The organism is Halomonas sp. ND22Bw (assembly GCF_003011945.1).
GTDB classification, from domain to species: Bacteria; Pseudomonadota; Gammaproteobacteria; order Pseudomonadales; family Halomonadaceae; genus Halomonas; species Halomonas halophila.
On the sequence record NZ_PXWD01001539.1, the window covers coordinates 1 to 245 of the forward strand.

Consider the following 245-nt stretch of genomic DNA (forward strand, 5'->3'; position numbering starts at 1 on the left):
GGGGGCGGCCAGGCGCACGGCCTCCTCGTTCCGACGAAGAAACGGAATCGCGAAGGGCGGGTCGTAGCCCATGAAGACAGGGGGAGCGGTGGTCTTTCTATCGCCCGCTGCCAGGACCTCGGTCAGGATACGTTCCTGTTCGGCACGAGCCTCGGGTGTGATCGAGCCTGAAAAGCGAAGGGCGGCAATCGTCTCGGCTGGAACGTTGACGAGACGAACGCCTGTCTCTGTTGGTTCCGGGGCAC

1 protein-coding gene is annotated in these 245 nt (G+C 64.1%); it reads right to left on the reverse strand.

The genetic code is table 11. The features are described from left to right. On the reverse strand, positions 1-245 hold a 245-nt coding region (locus tag CVH10_RS23385; RefSeq protein WP_181244729.1), incomplete at both ends, for a heme-binding protein.